Below are 20,562 nucleotides of genomic sequence, written 5' to 3'. Positions count from 1 at the left end.
TCAACGCTCTCCCGTGATGATGCGGCGAATATAGGTGTTGAGGATCACAGCCCCCAGCAGGATCACCCCAAGGAAGACTCGGAACAGCGAGCTTTCGACACCGGCAAAGAACAACCCCTGTTGCACCACGCCAAAGATCAACGCGCCCAGCGCCGCGCCCAGTACCGAGCCGTATCCTCCAGTCAGAAGCGCGCCGCCGATGACCACGGCGATGATCGCCTCGAACTCTTTCAGCAAACCCCGGTCAGCACCAGCCGATCCGAACTCCATCACCTGACAGACCGCAAAGACGGTGGCGCAGAAGGCCGTGAACATAAACATCAGAATCTTGACCCGGTTCACAGGCACACCCGAGTTGCGCGCCGCCTCAGCATCCCCGCCCGAGGCGAAGATCCAGTTGCCGAACCGCGTTTTGGTCAGCAGCACGTGACCAAAGATGATCAGTGCGATCGCCCAGACGATCAGCATTGGAATACCATCCACAACTGGCTGACCGGCGCGGGTGCCACGCTCGAATACGGCGATGATCCCGGCATCCCCGAGCCATTGGAACAATCCCTGCAAAATTTTACCACCAAAGATCGGCGCCAGCCAATCGCCTTCGGCTGCGTCTTTCACACCGCCGATAATAGTTTTGCGCTCGATCACCTGCGGCAGGAAGATTGTAAAGCCGCGCAAAATGAACAGAAAGGCCAGCGTTACGATAAAGCTGGGCAAACCAGTCCGGATCACGATCCAACCGTTCAGCGCGCCGATTGCCACCGCCATTGCAAACGTGACGAGAATTGCCATCCAGACCGGCCAAGCCAGCGTGACCGAAAAAATTGCGATCATCATGCCCGAAAAGCCAATCATCGACCCGACTGACAGGTCAAACTCACCGGCAATCATCAGAAGGCACGCACCTACGGCGATGATCATGAACTGCGCCGAGACAACCGACCAGTTCATCATGCCCTGTGCGTTGAACATGCCGCTGTCAAAAGCGAACAAAAGAAAGAAGGTGAAGACGGCAACGGTGCCAACCATCCCGCCGAGTTCAGGCCGGATCAAGGCCTTGCGCAGCGGCGATATTTCTTTAATCCGTTCGTCGGTTACAGCCGTGTTTTGAGCAGACTCGCTCATTAGAACGCCCCTCCGAGTTAAGCAGTGATTTTGCGTCAGATAGTTGTTGGCGGGCGCCGCTTTGGCGGGGCGCCCGCGCTGTAAGAATCAGCGGTACTCGCCAGCAAATTCTTCGATCTTGGTCAGACCATCAGCAGTTACGAAGCCGGGACCCGAATTGATATTGTTGCCCGGCAAAACGCCATAGCGGTGATAGTTGGTCATCACAACAACCGGCAGGTAAGCCTGCAGGAAGGGCTGCTGATCAATTCCCCACTGGATCACGCCAGACTTGATGCCTTTGACAATCTCACCACCCAGATCGAAGGTGCCGAAATAGATGTCACCGGCCATACCATTTTCTTCCAGCGCCAGAATTGTCGGATCAGCCGAGGTTGGACCCAGTGTCAGAACCGCATCAGTATCCGGGTTCGCCGACAGATAGGCCAGCACGCGGTTCTTGATCTCGGCTGGGTCCTGGCCGGCGTCGATCATCTGATCCCCCAGTTCAATGCCCAAGCCGTCTGCAAAGCCCTGACAACGTTCCTGGCTTGAGGGCTGAACGATATAGTGGTTCACACAAAGGAACGAGCCGATGCCGTCACCCTTGGCGCGCTGGCCTGCAGCAAATCCGGCATCATATTCGGGCTGCCCCACATACATCAGGGCACCAACTTCCCGGGCCTGATCCGGCGTACCAGTGTTCATGATGATGACATCAACGCCCGCATCGACCGCTGATTTGATCGGTCCGCTCAGCACATCATAATCCGCCAACGTGGTAATGATCCCGTTCGGACCCGAAGCAGCCGCCTGATCGATAATCCGCGCCATATCGGCAAGGTCGCCTGTGGGCGGATTGCGGTATTCGACTTCGACACCCATCTGGTCGCCTGCCAGCGCGATGCCGTTCTTGATCGTGTTCCACCAGCTATCGCTGTCTGGCGCGTGGCTGACCAGAATGTATTTCTCACCTTCCGCCGCAGCGCCCGTGGCTGCGATCAGAGGCGTCGCAGCTACCGCCGCCGCCAGCGCCAACTTCTTCGTCAGTGAAGTCATGATGTCCTCCCAAAACTCATGTTATCGCGGATTGAGGCAGTCCTTCGCACCTCTCCGACTCGAGTTAGAGCATATCTGTCAAAATTTTGCAACCGGTTGCAAACGGTGTCAGATGTGTTTCATACTGTATCTGCCAAAGAATACAGGTAAAAGGACTGCCACTAAACGCAGGAAGGTCAGACGGATCATGGCTGTCACATTGAAAGAGGTTGCAGAACGCGCCGGCGTTTCACGCTCGGCGGTGTCGCGCACTTTCACCGATGGGGCCTCGGTTTCCGACAAGATGCGCCGAAAAGTCGAGAAGGCCGCGCGTGAGCTGGGATACAGCCCAAATGCACTGGCTTCATCTCTGACCACAGGCCGAACTAAGCTGATCGGGCTGGTCTCGAACAACTTCCACAACCCGATATTTCTTGAAGTTTTCGACCTCTTTACCCGGGGGCTGCAGGACCGAGGCCTGCGCCCGTTGCTGGTGAATCTGACCGACGAGGTTGAACCCGAAAATTCGGTACGAATGCTGCGCCAATATTCGGTCGATGGCGTTGTCGTAGCGTCGTCGACCTTGCCGCCCGGGTTCGCAAAAGCGTTTCGGGATGCTGGCGTACCAGTGGTGCACAGCTTTGGCCGGTCATCCTCTTCACCGCAGGTTCATGTGGTCGGGATCGACAATGTGGAATGCGGACGCATGGCGGCCCGCGAGCTGGTCGCGCGTGGTTATACGAAAGTAGCCTTTCTCGGCGGGCCCGAGGCGGCGACCTCGACTCAGGATCGCCATGCGGGATTCATGTCAGAGATGGACCGGCATCCTAGCATTGATGTGACCTGCTCGTTTGCTGAGGCTTACTCATTCGATGCAGGTCGTCAGGAAATGCTACGCTTGCTGCAATCTGAGCGGGCTGATGCATATTTCTGCGGCGATGACGTGTTGTCCATCGGGGTGTTATCCGCAATTCTGGATAGTGGCCTAAAGGTGCCCGAAGACATCGGCATCATCGGCCTGAACGACATGGAAATGGCACGGTGGGAGAATATTGATCTCACCACCATCCATCAGCCGATCCGGCAAATCGTGAGTTCCTCGATCGAGCTAATGGTGGCAACCCTGAACGAACCCGACCGATATCCGGAGGCGCGGATATTCCCATGTTCGGTGGTGGAACGGGGCACATTGCGCCCCGTATCTGAGAGTTAACGAAACATCGGTGGCCGGGCATCCATCCACGCGCTGCCCTGTTTCGCCGACTCGACCGCTGTATGCACAGCCGCCATCGACCGCACGCCGTCTGCCGCATTGGGCAAGCCGTCGCGGGTTTCCCCGGCAATAGCATCTGCGAGATCGCAATAGATATTCGCAACCGCCAACGGGAACCCTTCGGGATGCGCAATCGCCACCCGGCTGAGTCGTTGCGCGTCTTCATGTAGCCCGCCTTCGCCTTTTTCTATGATCTGCAGGCGACCACCAACAGGCGTGTAGATAAGCTGGTTCGGCTGCTCCGACGCCCATCGAAGACCGCCGGTTTCTCCGAACACCTGAATGTCGAACCCGTGCTGCCGACCGATGGCGACCGAAGAGGTCCACAACCGGCCAACAGCGCCTTTTGTCGTGCGGAAGTTGACCATGGCATCATCTTCAAGTTCACGGCTGCCAATGGTTGAAGCAAAATCTGCAGACAGGGTCTCAACCTCATCATCCGCAATGAATCCGGCCATGTGCATCGCGTGGATACCGCAATCAGCGAACTGCCCGGAAACACCCGCCATCGCAGGATCATAGCGCCAGCGCACGCGTGGATTGTCAGCATCAGTGGCGTCTCCGTGATGGCCGTGACTGAAATTGGTAACGACCAGACGGATTTTGCCGATCTCACCTGCGCGCACCATCGCGCGAGCCTGACGCACCATCGGATAAGCCGAGTAACAGTAGTTTACCGCGCAAATCTTCCCTGATTTCTCGGCGACTTTGACAATCTCTTCGCCCTCTTCCACCGTCATGGTCATGGGCTTTTCGCACAGCACGTTGAACCCGGCCTCAAGGTACGCTTTGGTGATCTCGAAATGCGTCGCATTTGGAGTGGCTACAGTGACCAGATCAATCCGATCCTCGCGCCCGCGCTCACCTTCCAGCATCTCGGTCCAGTCGCCGTAGGCTCGGTCTGCCGCGATACCCAATCGTTGGGCGTATTCGCGACCAATGTCAGGCCTGTGATCCAGCGCTCCGGCGGTGAATTGGAAATGCCCGTCCGCCAGCGCCCCCAACCGGTGCGCCGGTCCGATCTGGCTACCTTCGCCGCCTCCGATCATGCCCCATTTCAGCTTGGTCATGGTCTGGACCTCCTTAACTGAAACCAATTGATTCAAGGTATTCACGATTCTTCCGCGCGTCCCCTACAGGATCAGGGTCGAGCGTTGGGTCGCAATCCTGCTCGACCGTGCACCATCCTGTGAAACCAGCGTCCAGCAGCACCTGGCGAACGGTCGGAAAGTCCACGTCGCCGTCGCCCAGATTGCAGAAAATCCCCTGCCCGCAAGCATCATAGAAGCCCGTCCGATTGGCAATTACATCCGCTTTCACTGTCGGAGAGATATCCTTGAAGTGCATGTACGAGATCCGATCAACGTAGCGCTTCATGAAGCCGACCGGATCGAACCCGGCATAAGAGTGATGCCCCGTATCGAAGCAAATTTTAAGAAGGCTTTCATCGACCTCGTCCAGCAAACGGATAAGTTCAGGTTCAAAGTCCATGAAGCCCGCAGCATGAGCGTGCATCCCAACGGTCAGCCCGTATTCCTCGGACCCGATCCGCGCGCTTTCAGAAATCCGATCCCGGAACGACGTCCACTCGGCCTTGTCCATCTGCTCAGCCTCATCGGCGCGACCAGCGGTTGGCGCGCGGCGGGGTGAGATCGCATCGATCAGCACCATGTGCTTCGCCCCATGCGCTTTCAATGCGCGAGCGGTGCGGTGGGTGGCGTCCAGCACGTCTTCCCACGCGTCGGGGTCGTGATAGTTGCGGAACACAACGCCGCCGATCAGTTCAAGATCATGCTCGGCCAGCGCATCGGCCAGCACCGCAGGGTCTTCGGGCATGAAACCCACCGGGCCGAGTTCGATACCCTTATACCCGGCCACAGCGCATTCGCTGAGAACTGTTTTCCAATGCGGATTGCGCGGGTCCTGCGCAAATTCCACGCCCCAGGAACAGGGCGCATTGCCAATTCTGATGCTCATCTTGTCTTGTCTCCGATGCTCAGAAATCTTCGATATTTTTCCAGCTTTCATCCGCTGACGATGCCAATGCCGCAGCGACGACCCGGTTGACCTCATGCCCGTCGTGGAAGGTCGGCCAGACCGGTTTACCTGTCTCGATCGCGCGCAGGAAATCTCGCGCCTCGATGATGATCTGATCCTGATAGCCCGTGCCATGGCCCGGCCCTTGACAGAACGGCTCATAGTCCGGGTGCGCAGGGCCGGTCAGGATCTTACGAAAGCCACGCTCAGCTTCGGGACCCTCCATACGGTAGAGCCACAAAACGTTCTGGTCTTCCTGATCAAAGCGGATCGCACCCTTGGTGCCACTGATCTCATAGGCATAGCCCATCTTGCGCCCAGTCGCGATTCGACTGATATAGATCGATCCCATTGCTCCGTTCGCGAACCGCACCATCATCTGAGCGTGGTCGTCATTGTCAACTTCGCCACCCGGGCGGCTATTGTGCACGGTTTCGACCTCGGCCATCACGCGTGAAATCGGGCCGATCAAAGCCAGTGCGGCATTGATCATATGAGGCGCAAGATCACCCATCGTTCCGTTCGACATTCCTGTTGTACGCCAGGTTGCCGGGGCTTGAGGGTGCGCGTAGAAATCTTCGGTATGCTCACCCCGAAACCATGTGATGTCGCCGATCTCTCCTTCGGCTATCAGAGCGCGAGCGTATTGGCTGGCCGGGGTGCGGATATAGTTGAAACCAACCATGTTGGCCAAGCCCGAGGCCTCGGCCGCTGCTGACATCGCCGCACCATCCTCCAGCGACGCGCCCAAAGGCTTTTCACACAGCACAGGTTTGCCCAGCGCAAACGCTGCCTGAGCGATCTCGCGATGTGTTTCCGGAGGCGTGGCGATCACAACGGCCTCGACCTTCGGGTCGTTCACCAACACACGCCAGTCATTCGTCGAGCGCGCGAATCCATAGGCCTGACGATACCGCTCAGCGCTTTCCGGTGACGAGGCGCACACCATCTCTAACCGTGGTCGCAAGGCCGTGTTGAACACCGCCCCAACCGAGGACATGGCGACCGCATGGGCCTTGCCCATATATCCGCCGCCTAGAATGCCAATGCCGATCTCTGCCATTCCGACGTCCTCCCTCGCTTTTTCTTGAAAACCATTTGCAACCGGTTGCAAAACTTGTATCGTGAGAATAGGACTCTCGCAAGCTGCATTCGGCACTGCATCATAATTTTCCTAAAGGAGCCCGCAGACATGTCCGCGCAACACGAAACTGTTTACCTGACAACGGCGCAGGCGATCATTCGCTGGCTGTCGAACCAGTTCATCGAGATCGACGGGCAAGAATATCGCTTATGTGGTGGTGGTTTCGGGATTTTTGGCCATGGCAACGTGACCTGCCTGGGTGAAGCCCTGAACACAGTGCGGGATGAGCTGCCGCTGTATCGTGGGCAGAACGAACAAAGCATGGGATTCGCCGCTTCGGGCTATGCCAAGCAATGGCTGCGTCAGCGATTCATGTTCTGCACTGCCAGCGCGGGACCGGGAACAGCGAATCTGCTGACAGCCGCCGGTCTGGCCCATGCCAACCGCCTGCCGATGCTGATGCTGTGCGGGGACACCTTCATCACCCGCTTGCCGGATCCGGTTTTACAGCAGATGGAGAATTTCAACGATCCAACCTTTGGCCTGAATGACGCGTTCAAGCCGGTCAGTCGGTATTGGGACCGCATCACCCATCCGGCGCAGGTGATCCAATCGCTGCCCGCTGCCATTGCGACGATGCTGGATCCCGGCGATTGCGGCCCTGCGTTCCTCGGGTTGCCACAGGATGTTCAGGGCTGGACCTATGACTATCCGGTCAAGTTCTTCGAGAAGAAGGTGCATCGCATTCGCCGTCAAACACCCGATGCAGATGAGATTGCCGATGCGGCCGCTGCGCTGACCAGAGCGAAGCGTCCAATCATCATAGCGGGCGGTGGTGTGCAGTATTCGCAAGCCGTGGCTGAACTGACCGAATTCGCAGAGAGTCACCAGATTCCGGTGGTCGAAACCATCGCTGGCCGCGCCAATATGCTTGCGACTCATCCGCTGAATATCGGCCCGATTGGCGTGACCGGATCAGACAGCGCCAACGCGATTGCGGAACAGGCCGATGTGATAGTTGCCATTGGAACCCGGCTGCAGGATTTCACGACAGGATCATGGACAGCCTTTTCCAAGGACGCCCAGTTCATCTCGATTAACGCCGCGCGACATGATGCGGGCAAGCATATGTCATTGCCGGTTGTCGGGGATGCTAAACTGTCAATTCAGGCTCTAACACAGGCGATTGATTACTCTGCGCCATCCGATTGGGTATCTCTGGCGCAGGACGAACGGCGTAAATGGGATGCCTATGTGGCCGAGAATGTCGCGTACGGGAACCGTCCTAGTTCTTACGCGCAAGCCATCGGCGTTGTGAACGAGCTTTGCGACCCGCGCGACCGTCTGATCGCCGCTGCCGGAGGTTTGCCCGCCGAGGTCACTGCCAATTGGCGCACCCTGGATATCGGCACAGTCGATGTCGAGTTTGGCTTTTCCTGCATGGGCTATGAGATCGCAGGCGCTTGGGGCGCGCGCATTGCCCAATCTGAGCGTGAGCCGGATAAGGACACGATTACCTTCTGCGGAGATGGCTCATATCTGATGCTGAACTCGGACATCTATTCCTCGGTTCTGAGCCGTAAGAAGATGATTGTTCTGGTGCTGGACAATGGCGGTTTTGCAGTCATCAACAAGCTGCAGAACAACACAGGCAACGAAAGCTTCAACAACCTGCTGGAAGACTGCCCTACCATCCCCGAAGCCTTTGGCGTTGATTTCGCGGCCCACGCGGCCTCGATGGGGGCCACCAGCGAAAAGGTCGCGAACCCGGCAGAACTGGCCGAAGCGTTCAAGCGCGCCAAGGCCAGCGACAAGACTTATGTGATTGTAATGGACGTGGACGCCTATGAAGGCTGGACCACTGAAGGCCATGCATGGTGGGAGGTTGGAACGCCCCACACTTCGGCTGACGAGAGGGTTCGTGATGCCCATGTCGAATGGGAATCGACCCGCGAAAAACAACGCAAGGGCATCTGATGAAACGGTTCAAGGCAGAAACGGCTGACCCAGACGTCATTGTGGATGAATTGCTGAACGGTGACGGAGTCGTCGCAATCTCGGGCCTTTTCACCCCTGAAGAGATCGCCGAGGCACGTGCCATCGTCATGGCCGAATCCGAAACGGCGGCCGAGAAAGTGACCCATTTCCAAGGCGCTGCGGAAGAGGATGGCAAACTGAACCTGCAGCGGCGGGTCTGGAACCTGTTGGCCAAGGGCGACGTGTTTTCACGCATGGCTGCGCATCCGGTTCTGATGAAGATCCTCCGCAAGTTTCTGGGGACCGAGTTCATCATGGGCTCGATCGCTGCCAATCGCATCCTGCCGGGCGGGCCGGGGCAGGAGCCGCATGTCGACTATCCCTATTGGGACTTTCACAGCCCCGAAACGCATCCCGTCGGTCTGAATGGATCATTTCCGATGAATGCACAGGTCTCGGTTTTGCTGGACCCGTTCACCAAGGAAAGCGGTGCGACCGGCTATGTACCCGGATCGCAGAAAGAGCTTCGTTATCCCACGCCCGAAGACAAGTTCTATGACAAATGCGAGCAGATGACCGGTGAGCCTGGCGATGTTGCTCTGTTCTATGGCGTAACGTGGCATTGCGCGATGCCGAACAAAGCGGATCACGACCGCAGCGCGATCCTGATCCAGTATCTGCCCAAATGGGTTAAACCGATGGAAGATATGCCCGCTGCGCTACCGCAGGATTTCCTTGATCAGGCAAGTCCCGATCTGCGGCAGTTGCTGGGCCTGAATTATCCCTACCCCGAGGTGCTGGATGCCGCGCGGGCAGGCAATACCGAGGGGCGCACGTGACTCTGATCGAAGGTATAAAAGGTAACCGCTTTGCCGTGTTCGGCAGGGCCGGAATGGACATGTTTGCGGATCCGGTCGGAACCAAAAGCGAAGACGCACAAGTGTTTCGCGCCGATCTGGGCGGATCAAGCGCCAATATCTGCGCCGGACTGGTGAAGCTGGGATCGCAAGCGGCGCTGGTCACCTCGGTCTCGGATGATGCCGTGGGGCGGTTCTGTGTGAACCGGCTGCGGGACTATGGCGTTGAAACGAGATATGTCCGAGCTGTGGGTGGCGAGGCGCGTACGTCCTTGGCTGTCTACGAAAGTTGCATTGAAGACTTTCAGAATGTCATCTACCGCAACGGCGCCGCTGATTTCCAGGTAACCGAGGCGGATATGGATGAGGTCGACTACAGCGCCTTCTCAGCCCTGATCACGGCGGGCACGGTGTTTGCTGCGGAACCCTCACGCTCGGCCACCTTCCGCGCATTTGAAAATGCGCGCGCCTCAGGTCTGCCGGTGATCTTCGACATCGATTACCGCCCCTATAGTTGGCCATCACCCGAAGTCGCCTCAGAGGTTCTGACCCGCGCAGGGAATGAAAGCGATCTGATCGTAGGCAATGATGAAGAGTTCGGCTTTATGGCGGGCGGCATCGAAAAAGGTTTAGACAAGGCCCGCGAATTGGCGGCCAACGGCAAGATGGTGATCTACAAGATGGGCCATGAGGGGGCCATTACGCTGGCAGACGGACAAGAGGTCCGCACCGGTATCTACCCCGTTACCGCCGTGAAGCCCAACGGCGCAGGCGACAGTTTTCTGGCCGGACTGCTGGCCTCGATCGCTGCGGGGCATGACCTGCGCGATGCGGTGCTGCGCGGTTCGGCCTGCGCGTCGATCGTCGTGTCGAAACCCGGCTGCGCCGGGGCCATGCCGACGACGCCCGAACTTGACGAATTTCTGGCCCAACACCCGGGCTCCACGGATACCTGAAAGGAGACGCAGATGCATATTGCGCCCCATGACAACCAGAACAAACCTATCGTCGATGCCGACCATGATCTGGTGCCGCTAAACTATTTCAACATCGTCAAACTGAAAAAGGGCGAGGTGTTCGAATATGCCGTACCGGGCTATGAGACCTGCATCGTGCCCGCTACCGGTACCGTGGATGTCGATGTGGACGGCGCGATCTATACCAACCTTGGCAACCGCACCATCGACGTCTGGGATGGCGAGCCCGAGGGCGTATACGTTCCCGTCGGCGCCAAGGTTCGAATAACCTGCATGACGGATGAAACCGAAACCTTCATCGCGGGCGCAAAATTCGACCGTGTGCTTGAACCCTTTGATGTCCGCGTACCCGAGCTGGATCTGGTGCAGTATGGATCGGACGACACCAAAACCCATCGAAAGATCAAACACATTCTGGGCGCGAACCATCACGACAAGGTCGGCCGCTTGCTGGTGTCTGAACTTTATACCGTGGGTCAGGGCGGCTGGTCCGGCTTTCCCAGCCACAAACATGACACCGACCGCAAAAGCGACGATGGCGAAATGATCGAAACCCGCCATGACGAAACCTATAATTTCCGCTTCCGGCCCAACTATGGTTCTGGCGTCCAGATGCTGCAGCGCGAAGACAACAAGCCGGGTGATGCCTATCACATCATGGATGGCTCGACGATCCTGCTGGACAAGGGCTATCACCCCTGCGCAGTTTTGCCGGGGTATGAAATGTACTATTTCACCATCCTCGGCGGGCTCAGTCAGCGCTCGCTGAAGCAGTATTTCCAACCGACCCATGCAGCCCAGCTGCATACGATCCCGGGCATTATGGACATGGTGGCCAAGTTCAAATGAGCCTTGTGACATTATCGGACGTGCTGCAACCCGCGCTGCGCGACGGCTATGCCGTGGCCGGGTTGGTGACGCTGGGCTGGGAGGACATGCGTGCCTACGTGGTCGCTGCCGAAGCCGAAGGCGTGCCCATCATTCTGCAAGCCGGACCGTCCTGCCGTGAACACACGCCGCTGCCGGTTCTGGGTAAGATGTTCCGCCATCTGGCCGAAGGTGCCAGCGTGCCCGTCGTGGCGCATCTGGACCATGGCTACACCTATGACGAATGCCACATCGCCATCGACAGCGGCTTCACCTCTGTCATGTTTGACGGCTCACGCAAGCCTTTGGAACAGAATATCGCCGAGACCGCTGCAATTGCCGAGATGGCCCATGCCGCTGGTGTCTCTTGCGAGGGGGAAATCGGTTTTGTCGGCTATTCGGGTGGTGAAGGTTCGGACGGAACCGACCCGGCGGAAGCCGCGCAATTCGCCCGAGAGACCGGCGTGGATGCAATGGCGATCTCGGTCGGCAACGTCCACTTGCAGCAGAACAAAGAGGGCGGTCTGGACGAGGCCCGAATCCGCGCCATCGAAGCCGTGACCGATATACCTCTGGTGATCCATGGCGGCTCGGGCGTGCCGGTTGCGCAACGTGCTGCGCTGGCGCGCGGATCGAAAATCTGCAAATTTAACATCGGGACCGAGCTACGAATGGCCTTTGGGAATGCCCTGCGAACGGCCGTGAATGCCGATCCGGACAGGTTCGACCGCGTTCAAATACTGAAAGATACACATGAACCGGTGGTCGAGGCGACGTGCCGAGTACTGAAAGCGTTCAAAGGGGCATGACATGCTGAATATCGGGCTATTGGGGTGCGGGCGGATCGGTCAGGTTCATGCGCGCTCGATCGGGCAGATTGATGGCGCACGGGTGAGCGCAGTGGCGGACGCATTCACAGAACCGGCTCAGATGCTGGCCGACAAAACTGGCGCACAGATCCTGTCGGCGGACGAACTGATCGAAAGCAAAGATGTCGATGCTGTCGTCATCGGTACTCCGACCGACACCCATTACGATCTGATCCATAAAGCGGCGAATGCCGGCAAAGCGATCTTCTGCGAAAAGCCAGTGGACATGTCCGCTGACCGCATCCGCGATTGCATCAAGGTTGTCGAAGCCACCGGCGTGCCCTTCATGACGGCCTTCAACCGCCGCTTTGATCCGAGCTTTGCCAATATTCAATCCCGCATCGCCGAAGGTGAGATCGGCACGGTCGAAATTGTTACCATTCTGTCCCGCGACCCCTCGCCGCCACCGATCAGCTATATCGAAAGCTCGGGTGGGTTGTTCCGCGATATGATGATCCATGACTTGGATATGGCACGTTTCTTACTGGGCGAAGAACCTATCAGCGTTTACGCTGTTGGATCATCGCTCGTCGATCCCGAGATCGGCAAAGCCGGAGACGTCGACACCGCAGCCGTAACCCTGACGACGGCCAGTGGCAAGATTTGCCAGATCTCCAACTCGCGCCGCGCCAGCTATGGCTATGATCAGCGCATCGAGGTGCATGGCGCGAAGGGTATGTTGCGGGCTGAAAACATGTTGGAGAATGCGGTTGAGGTCGCGACTCCGTCGGGTTTCCGCAAAGCCCCCGCCCAGCATTTCTTTCTTGAACGCTACGAAGGCGCCTATCAAGCTGAGATGGCCCATTTCACTGCCGCTGTGTCCGGATCAGGACAACTTGCACCAAGTATCATCGATGGGCTGCGGGCTCAGTTGCTGGCCGATGCGGCGGACGCGTCCTTGAAGCAGGGCACCGTTATCAGCCTCGTTTGAGGTTTTTGGGAAATCATCGAGGTTCAAGGTACGACGCGCCAAACTCGTACCCCCTCAAGAAATCATCAGACATCTTCTAGGCGCGCCGTATCGTTTTGGTATCTGGGCGAGATGTCCGGAATGTGTCTGAAAGATTAATTTTCCCAACTACGGGGAACCCCCAATATACGGGCCTACACGCATCGCATAACCTGAGCTCAACGGACCACTTTCACTGTTCCGTGTATCCCCTTCAGAGGGGTTGGCTCGACCCCCTCGCCAACCCCTCTGCTAGGTGGAATACGAGGCGACGCTTTCAATCTAATACCGCTACCGCGAGATTTGGACGAAGCGGGCTTGTTTTCGGGCCCTAGGCCTTTTCACTTTGGGCGACGACGGCGTCACCGATCAACGAAAAAGAAGTGCGTGCTGTTTATTTAATTGTTTAGTTTCAATGTCTTACTACAAAGCCACCGACACCCCGAGAGAACAGTTGTCACGAGCGCGACAACATGCGCCTAAAGGCCCTACAACTTTGCGGTGCTACATTAGATCGCTGAAACAAGCGCATTCACGGCTCCGGCAAAACCAGCCACTGCCACAATACTTGCCAAAATGACGCAAAGGATTTCCAACGCACTAAGTTTCATATCGGCCCCCACCGGAATGCTGCTCCCGGCATAGAGCAAGTCTTGAAAGGCGAAAAGTGAGCTTATGTTTACGTTGCGGAAACTTGCTATCCAGGCAGCGCTTACATGCTCAGATACCGCTCTCAGGACGTTAGTTGGGGTCGTTCTGATGGCATTTCTATCTTGACCTGTTGCACCTCTGCATCGCCGATTGCACATCATTCGGCGTGCAACGATCAATGGAAAGATACCTGAAACTGCGCCCATAGAATCTAATGGCGCTGTCGAGGTACACCATAACTACACCCAGATGCGCGATACAAAAGGTTTGAACGCGCATTGTATCAACGCCACCGAGAATGCGCTTCATTCATTGGACGATCAGAAGACTGCTCGTGGGGCGGCATATCGAACTAGGTAACCCCCTCAAATCCAGTTGGAAAAACTAGAAAGTGCTAAAAATAAAGACATGCCGCCCTCTGTGGCAGGATGGCATTATGGCAAAAATGTGTCCACGGCTAAATTCGAAACTCTTAGTTCGCGAATTGGAAACAAGATGTTTCGGAAAGATTCTCGGGGCCACTGAGAACCCTGCACTTCGAAGGTGCTCAGTGATGAAAGTTTGAATTCGAAAGATAACACTATGACGTCACTCTCTCCACCTATGAAGAAGGCTCGATAAGCGGACTATCGCTGCTTGGTGTCCTTCTCAGCAGAAACTACGATACCTCTCATTGGATGAGGGATAGCCTCATCAAGCTTCAACCGAATAGCACAGCCAACACTGGATGGGCACTTCCCGAGCTACTGAACTGACACTTTAAACTGGAATGCATCTTGCTTCCCCATCTGTGCCCATCGCGCATCCTTCGTTCCAGAGAACGGGTCAAGTCATCAAACCTTGGGAGCAAAATTTGTTCTAAACAAAAAACGGGGGAGTTCTAGGTTAGTTCAATATACTTCAACTGATAAGCATCCATTTTGACGAAATATAGTACAATGCTTCAATTGGTAGAAATCCAAAGATCTAATTCAATTGTAACACGACCCTTGGGTTTTACCGTTGTGTTGTCATAGAGAAAGATGAATTAGCAGCGCTTGAAGTCTTGGTACGTGTTGATGCAAAAATAGAATCCAATGACAAGATGTCAAGAAACGCCTTTTGTCGATATTCAAGTGGCATTCACTCTTTGACCTCTTAATGTGCATCCTTATCTCGCGCTGCGACGGTGCGTTTCTTTCTTATTCACCGGAATCAAGCACTTATGAAGTAATGCGGAAGCTTTCCCTCTTTAACATTTACCAATGACCGGAAAGTATCAGTTCATATCACCCACCACTAAATTTATTTATTTATATCTGGCACTTAACAAATACCTGCGTTCGCAATTGCAAATGTCGAGCGCGTTTAATGTCGACGAGTTACTGAGATTAGTGTACTACTGACCCTAACTGTGGGGTTATTTTTATTTAAAACAATCGATCAGGGTGTCGAATTTTAGGCATTAGAAACGTTTAATCTATTTACTTTGAGGTCAAGATATGGGGTAGACCAGACAAAGTTTTCCAAGACTAAAACACCCGAAGCCCGCCTAATGGCCATCGTGTTCATTGATGCATGTGGGTACTCGTTAGCGGTTCGCGAAACTGAAATGCGAACCCTATCCACTATTCGCGCGGATCTGAATTTAGCCAGTGAAGTAGTGGTCGCTCTTGGAGGTGAAGTCACGGGTATTGCTGGTGATGGTTTTTGCGCGACATTCAGAAGTGTTTCAGTCGCGGTAGAAGCCTCGTTGAGGGTACAGGAAACTCTTTCCGAACAAGTCGGGAACTATGATCGCGGATTCAGGATCGGTGTGCATGTTGGTGATACATTTGAAATAGACCGCCAAATCATAGGGAATACCGTAAACACCGCGGCCCGTATCGAAAGTGCTGGATCGGCCGGTGATGTCCTGGTCTCCAGTGCGGTCCGAAATTCGCTTCAGGGTGGAAACGACTTTCGGTTTGTCTCCATCGGCTACCCAACACTAAAAAATCTGGGAAACTCTCTCGAGTTATTCAAGGTGATCAGAGTTTCGGACCAAGAGTCGCTGGCAAAGGCCCGTCTCGAATTGATTGGGTATCCGAAGTATTGGGGCTCCCAAAACACTTTGCTGGACCTAAACAACGAGCAGACAATGCTTCTCTCGCTCTTAGCTTGCTCTCAAGGTGTTTTTTCAGCGCATCGGGCTGGCGAAATTATTTGGGAGGACCAGTCTACTTCTGAAAGGTCTGCTTTATTGGAGCGGCTCGTTGACGCCACCAATGAACACACGGGTTTGGCAACCCTAATCAGTGTAGTTCGCGACAAAGATCTCATTTGCCTCAATCAACAAGAATTAGAAATAGACGTAACGGAGCCAACAGCAGAACTATCGAATAATAGGCTGTTGGAGGGTTTCAATTGCCGCAATGCTGCTTTCATGGATTGGCTCCAGCATCAACGGTCTGCGGTTCGATGCATCAACCAAGATGATGCTAATCTAGTAAGTAAAACAGATCTCACAACTCAGCCAACGCCTAATGCGTCATGGGTAGAAACTACGAGAACAAATTTCGTAATTGGCCTTCTAGCCTCAGATGTGGGAGCGGGATCGGAAAAAGCCTCTTTCGTAGCAAATATCGTCGCAGAGCAGCTATCAAAATCTCTTTCGGAAACCGAGGCCCTGATTGTTCAGGACTATCGCACCCCGAACGTGCCCGGGCCATACAACTCCAGCCCCAGCCACGGTGTTGGTCCCGACTTGTTTCTTCAGTGCAGAGCGTCAGCCTGCGAAAGCATGCTTCAAGTTTCTGTCACTGCAATGCGCCCCGAGGACCGGAAAGTTATTTGGAATCAGAATGTGGTGGCTGATCAGGGCGACTTTCTTGGGCTCTCAACCTCCAGCGTTGCAGCTTTTGTAAGCTACGCTACCGATGCGCTCCTCACGGCATTGGTGAATGGGCGTCATATGCGAGACCCCGCTGCCCATCATGCTGCAAAGACGGCGATCTCAGCTGTCCATCACTTGCTAACAATGTCCGGACCCGGTTTGGACCATTTGCAGGCAGACATATTGGCGGCCTACGAAATCGACCCCAAGCCTGTTTACTTGGCCTGGCTAGCATATTTTACGACGTTCCAAATCGGCGAACGTTACGGAACGTGGGACATTGAGCTTGAAGAAAGAGCACGAGAGCTAGCGAGGCGAGCAGTCGAAGCTGACGCAGATAACGGGACCGTTTTAGGGCTTGTCGCTCACGTCTATTCCTACGTGTTCCGCGAGTTTTCGATTGCTCAGGACCTTTCTGACAGAGCCCTGGAGCTGAGCCCATATCGTGCAATGTGTTGGGATTCTGCTGCGATGCTCTATTGCTATACCGATCGTCCGAGGCTTGCAGTGGAGGCCGCGAACAAAGCTAGGGTTATCGGACGGCACAGCCCTTATCGTCATCTATTCGACGGCGCAAGCTGCGTAGCTTCGTTGGTAAATGGCGACTTCGAACAAGCCGTCAAATTTGGCGAAAACGTAATGGCGGTACAACCACAGTTTAAAGCAGTTATGCGCTATCTGGCGGCATCTTACGGTCACTTGGGCGATCACACCAAAGGTGAGAAAGCGTTACATCGACTTGTCGAATTGGAGCCAGACATGTCTCTCACAAGTATTCGAGAAGACTGGTTTCCGGTTCCAACCCGCTTCAGCGCAAAACTTATGGAGGATGGTCTGAGCCGTATCGGGCTGCCAAAACAAATTTAGTATTTCGATCAAGGGAGGGGGATTCATTGAATTACGTTAGTTTTCTCAACAACTTCGGTATGCTCGTTCGGCGTGGGGAATTGATTTCGTGTAAAGTTTTAAAGCTGGCGAACTTGGGCGCAGAGGACAATCCTGAGCGAAATAGGGATGAACTTGTATCGCTAATCTATGACGAACAGCAGCAAACATTCTGGGCGTACATCAATGCGATTCGTGAGATCAAGGACGACATAATTGATGATCCAACACTTGAAAAATTGAATTTGTTTTTTGATGAGATGACTCTGGTAGATCGTCTTCAGCGGAACGAACAAGTAGCTAATTCGGTTGCCACAGAAATTGGAAGCCGGTCTGCACTCGGAGCCGCTGTAATCGCGATGGGTCAGTCTTCATCCTTTGCCCTGAACCGCAACAGAAATAGAAACCGCAATAGAAATAGGAATCGAAATAGAAACAGAAATAGGAATCGAAATAGAAACAGAAACCGCACTGAGTTCGATTTCGGTGGGAGCGATGCCTCATTTGGGTGGCGCGAAATGCGTGATCTCTGTAAAATTGGCATTCCTATTGATACAAGTATTCTCGGGAAAATCTGGGAGAATATTGATCTTCTACCACCTCCAGGACCCGATGAAAGCCTGAACGAAACCACTCATCTGCTGGAGCTTCAGGAGCAACTGAAACAGCCAGATCAAGTGCGCCGTCGCGACGAAATTGTTGCACAAGCGCAGTTCGGAATTGACGATTACCTGACCCCTTTAGGGATTGACGAGCAGGGCGGATTTGATGCGACGAAGGCCTTGATGGTCATCCTGCTGGAAATCACCAACGAGATCGGCCTTACTTACAAGAATAGGTTCAGCCGACCTCGACCAAACATCGTGCAGCCGCTTATCCGTCCTTACATCCCCGTACCGTATCACGCTGCATATCCATCCAACCATTCTTATCAATCATTCGCGATTGCAGAGCTGTTCTCTCGGCTGGTTCCAGAGCATCCGGGAACGATAGCGCTTTTCCATCGCGCCCAGCGTATTGCCGAGAACCGAGAATGGGCAGGTCTACACTACCCAAGTGATACAGCTGCAGGACGAAGTCTCGCAAAGAAAACAGTGGTTTATCTAACAGAAGCTCTCGATGAACTGATGGATGAAGCCCAAGACGAATGGCTGGGATAGCTACAAAGGGGAGGTGAGCCAATGCCTGTTGGCGATGAGTTATATAAACGTTACTACTATCTTTGGCATCTGGTGGCGATCAATGCGATTTCCGTACCAACTGGCACCTCATCTGGTGAGGTTTGCCCGACGATAACTGGTGTCGAATGGGATTTTGCAGGACGGGATGTAAAAATTGGCCTCATTGATATGGGGGTGGCCCGGCATCATCCAAACTTAGAAGCGCCAGAGGCCCCCCTTCCCCCTCCAGATCAAGTTATTTGGAATGACGCAATTGATCTAGCGAGCCACCCGTTTGGAGCAAAGTACGAGGAGTTATCGGCATATCCTGCAGCAAACAGACACCGCGAGCTACCAGAACAACATTTGACCGGAATCAGCGCTTTGGTCATACCTGGTCTCGACCCCGAAGAAACCGAGATAATTAACAGAATTAGTAACGGTTTTGGCGTCAAGCGTTACGTCGATGCCTATGATGATCGGTATGCCGCTCACGGGACTGGATGTGCCGGCCTGACGAGCGGTACCAGTTATGAATTGGATCAGTTCGGCAATGCGGGTAATGTTGCCCCTTACTTTGGCGTAGACCCGCTAAGCAAAATAGTTCCTATCACAACTTCAATATCTCCTAGCCCTGAAGAACTGATAGCGGCCTTTCTTTATGCAGAAGCGAAAGGTGTGGATGTCATTCTATTTCCGCGCGATGCCGCTGACCCTTCGTATTGGCCCGGCTATCCAACCTCTTTTGACGATGATGAAGAGACCCGCCTTCACAAAAGCAAGGCGGGAGAAGTTCATGAAGATATTTTGGATATCCAAAAATCCTGGGCTCTACTTGAGAAAGTCATAGAATGGGTAAGCAAGCAGACGCCTGTTGTATGCGCCGCAGGTAATGAGGGCAGGAGTGAACTGATTTACCCGGCCAGTTTGTCATCGAATTCCGCAAACGGTGTCATTTCAGTAGGCGCCGTCAATTACAACGGCTACCGATCGGGTTATTCCAACTACTCGGGTGATCTGACCGTAGTCGCACCTTCAGATGACGGAGAAGTATATAACAGATACCAAATCCGATTGGACCGTCGCGCAGCTTCAGCAGGCGACTTCTGGGTAGAGAACGTGCACAAAAAGCGCGAACCACCTTATGATGATATCCCTGAAATTTCATTTGCCTCACAACGGTTACTTTCGTTGGATGTTCCAGGACCGCGGGGCTACGTGGAAGGAACATTCGCTGGCCCTGTGAAGAAACGAGAAAGTGCGCGCGACGATCCTTCGGGATTATATGCTGAATTTGGAGGCACATCGGGTGCTGCTGCCTTGGTCGCCGGAGCAATCGCGATGATGCAGCGCAAGTCGACTTCAAAGGTATCAGGTGTTGACGTCAAGAACATTTTCGAAGGTTTTTCGGCTGATACCAATAAACTAAATCTAGACCACTGGTATTGGTTAGATGCAGGGTCATCTTTGCAGCCAGATGCCATGAACTCATATACTACACCGAGCACTGATGAGCTTTTTGGGCAGGCAGGACTATTGGACGTTGCAAAACTACTTTTGCAGGTTTGAACAAACTAGTACGTGTGATTGGTTGATGCCGCTCCTTTCAAGGCATTTTGCCGCAAAGGAGATTGAATATGGGAATGAAGCGCACGGATTGATTCGTCTCTGCTGCGCGACGGATCAAGCTGATCATTGGGCTTTCATGCAAACAAACTGCGTTTGAACGCGGCATTGGCATTAAGCGATCGGAACGCTTGGCGCAGAATACCAATATCGCGCCATTAATGGGTTGAGATCAGAAGCACGTAGAGCGATAGATTCAGGGTCATCCCTATTCTCCCATTCTTCCTCATGCGTCGATTTAAGGGCGTGGCGCTATAAAGTGCTTGATCGTTAAGCAATTGATCCGGTGGACTGTTTGTAGTCTGCACGGGCTGTGTTTGGATTTTCTAAAGTTGGTTGCGGGAGCAGGATTTG

General features: G+C 54.5%; 15 protein-coding genes. 10 read left to right on the top strand and 5 right to left on the bottom strand.

Going from position 1 to position 20,562, the window contains the following annotated elements; all coding sequences use genetic code 11:
- Nucleotides 1-1,125, bottom strand: a complete 1,125-nt coding sequence (locus tag ACR0DE_RS00075; protein ID WP_170408588.1) for an ABC transporter permease — start codon at nucleotides 1,123-1,125, stop codon at nucleotides 1-3.
- 87 nt (nucleotides 1,126-1,212) lie between these two features.
- Complete coding sequence (locus ACR0DE_RS00070) at nucleotides 1,213-2,163, bottom strand: sugar ABC transporter substrate-binding protein (RefSeq protein ID WP_170395010.1); 951 nt, start codon at nucleotides 2,161-2,163, stop codon at nucleotides 1,213-1,215.
- Between the two features lie 187 nt (nucleotides 2,164-2,350).
- On the opposite strand from ACR0DE_RS00070, the gene ACR0DE_RS00065 reads away from it, so the two are divergent.
- Nucleotides 2,351-3,355 (top strand): LacI family DNA-binding transcriptional regulator, encoded by a 1,005-nt coding sequence (locus tag ACR0DE_RS00065; protein WP_480750955.1) that lies wholly within the window; start codon nucleotides 2,351-2,353, stop codon nucleotides 3,353-3,355.
- On the opposite strand, the gene ACR0DE_RS00060 is transcribed toward ACR0DE_RS00065, so the two are convergent.
- The 3 genes from ACR0DE_RS00060 to ACR0DE_RS00050 are packed head-to-tail and all read right to left on the bottom strand — an operon-like array spanning nucleotide 3,352 to nucleotide 6,515.
- Nucleotides 3,352-4,485: a Gfo/Idh/MocA family protein gene (locus ACR0DE_RS00060; protein WP_170408589.1), complete on the bottom strand. Its 1,134-nt coding sequence runs from the start codon at nucleotides 4,483-4,485 to the stop codon at nucleotides 3,352-3,354. The genes ACR0DE_RS00065 and ACR0DE_RS00060 overlap by 4 nt on opposite strands.
- 13 nt (nucleotides 4,486-4,498) lie before the next feature.
- A complete protein-coding gene (locus ACR0DE_RS00055; protein WP_480750953.1) occupies nucleotides 4,499-5,392 on the bottom strand; it encodes a TIM barrel protein in 894 nt (297 codons plus the stop codon).
- Between the two features lie 19 nt (nucleotides 5,393-5,411).
- Complete coding sequence (locus ACR0DE_RS00050) at nucleotides 5,412-6,515, bottom strand: Gfo/Idh/MocA family protein (RefSeq protein WP_170566823.1); 1,104 nt, start codon at nucleotides 6,513-6,515, stop codon at nucleotides 5,412-5,414.
- 129 nt (nucleotides 6,516-6,644) lie between these two features.
- On the opposite strand from ACR0DE_RS00050, the gene iolD reads away from it, so the two are divergent.
- From iolD to ACR0DE_RS00005, 9 genes are all read left to right on the top strand, one after another.
- Complete coding sequence (iolD, locus tag ACR0DE_RS00045) at nucleotides 6,645-8,513, top strand: 3D-(3,5/4)-trihydroxycyclohexane-1,2-dione acylhydrolase (decyclizing) (RefSeq protein ID WP_170566821.1); 1,869 nt, start codon at nucleotides 6,645-6,647, stop codon at nucleotides 8,511-8,513.
- Nucleotides 8,513-9,352: a phytanoyl-CoA dioxygenase family protein gene (locus tag ACR0DE_RS00040; protein WP_170395022.1), complete on the top strand. Its 840-nt coding sequence runs from the start codon at nucleotides 8,513-8,515 to the stop codon at nucleotides 9,350-9,352. The genes iolD and ACR0DE_RS00040 overlap by 1 nt, the downstream gene beginning before the upstream one ends.
- Nucleotides 9,349-10,326, top strand: a complete 978-nt coding sequence (gene iolC / locus ACR0DE_RS00035; RefSeq protein WP_170395024.1) for a 5-dehydro-2-deoxygluconokinase — start codon at nucleotides 9,349-9,351, stop codon at nucleotides 10,324-10,326. Before ACR0DE_RS00040 ends, iolC begins: the two co-directional genes overlap by 4 nt.
- 12 nt (nucleotides 10,327-10,338) lie before the next feature.
- The gene (locus ACR0DE_RS00030) at nucleotides 10,339-11,196 is read left to right on the top strand and encodes a 5-deoxy-glucuronate isomerase (protein ID WP_170395026.1); all 858 of its coding nucleotides are present in this window, start codon (nucleotides 10,339-10,341) and stop codon (nucleotides 11,194-11,196) included.
- Nucleotides 11,193-12,023 (top strand): class II fructose-bisphosphate aldolase, encoded by an 831-nt coding sequence (locus ACR0DE_RS00025; protein WP_170566819.1) that lies wholly within the window; start codon nucleotides 11,193-11,195, stop codon nucleotides 12,021-12,023. Before ACR0DE_RS00030 ends, ACR0DE_RS00025 begins: the two co-directional genes overlap by 4 nt.
- A gap of 1 nt (nucleotide 12,024) precedes the next feature.
- Complete coding sequence (iolG, locus tag ACR0DE_RS00020) at nucleotides 12,025-13,014, top strand: inositol 2-dehydrogenase (protein ID WP_480750946.1); 990 nt, start codon at nucleotides 12,025-12,027, stop codon at nucleotides 13,012-13,014.
- A gap of 2,203 nt (nucleotides 13,015-15,217) precedes the next feature.
- Nucleotides 15,218-17,404, top strand: coding sequence for an adenylate/guanylate cyclase domain-containing protein (locus ACR0DE_RS00015; RefSeq protein ID WP_170395032.1), 2,187 nt, complete (start codon nucleotides 15,218-15,220; stop codon nucleotides 17,402-17,404).
- A gap of 26 nt (nucleotides 17,405-17,430) precedes the next feature.
- Complete coding sequence (locus ACR0DE_RS00010; RefSeq protein ID WP_170395034.1) at nucleotides 17,431-18,582, top strand: phosphatase PAP2 family protein; 1,152 nt, start codon at nucleotides 17,431-17,433, stop codon at nucleotides 18,580-18,582.
- A 21-nt stretch (nucleotides 18,583-18,603) separates the two neighbouring features.
- Complete coding sequence (locus ACR0DE_RS00005; RefSeq protein WP_480750944.1) at nucleotides 18,604-20,151, top strand: S8 family serine peptidase; 1,548 nt, start codon at nucleotides 18,604-18,606, stop codon at nucleotides 20,149-20,151.
- Nucleotides 20,152-20,562: the final 411 nt, after the last annotated feature.

This window comes from Ruegeria sp. C10, from assembly GCF_056537805.1.
This window is presented reverse-complemented; position numbering and strand designations above follow the sequence as displayed.